We start from the raw sequence: 261 nt of genomic DNA on the forward strand, positions 1-261 counted from the left end.
CAGATGAGAATAATTGTGTATTCACGACTTTTGATGTTATTGTTCCACCATTTGCGATCATGACAGATCCAACGATTACTAGAGATACGAGTGCTGTTAATAATGGAGTCATTTCATGTACTAATCCAGAAACTGTGATTGTATCGATTACAGGAGGAACAGGTCCATTTACCTTTACAGCCCTAAGTGGAACTGGTATTTTACCTGCACCACCAATAGTTGTAGCTGCAGGAACATTAGATGATGTAGGTACACCAGAGA

The 261-nt window shown here is 39.5% G+C and carries 1 protein-coding gene; it reads left to right on the forward strand.

Annotated features, from left to right (window positions below; all coding sequences use genetic code 11):
* A partial coding sequence (locus tag FOF46_RS32275) for a hypothetical protein (protein ID WP_167572062.1) occupies positions 1-261 on the forward strand: 261 nt, incomplete at both ends.

Origin of the sequence: Aquimarina algiphila, from assembly GCF_007489275.1 — a bacterium.
In the GTDB taxonomy this organism is placed as follows: Bacteria; Bacteroidota; Bacteroidia; order Flavobacteriales; family Flavobacteriaceae; genus Aquimarina; species Aquimarina algiphila.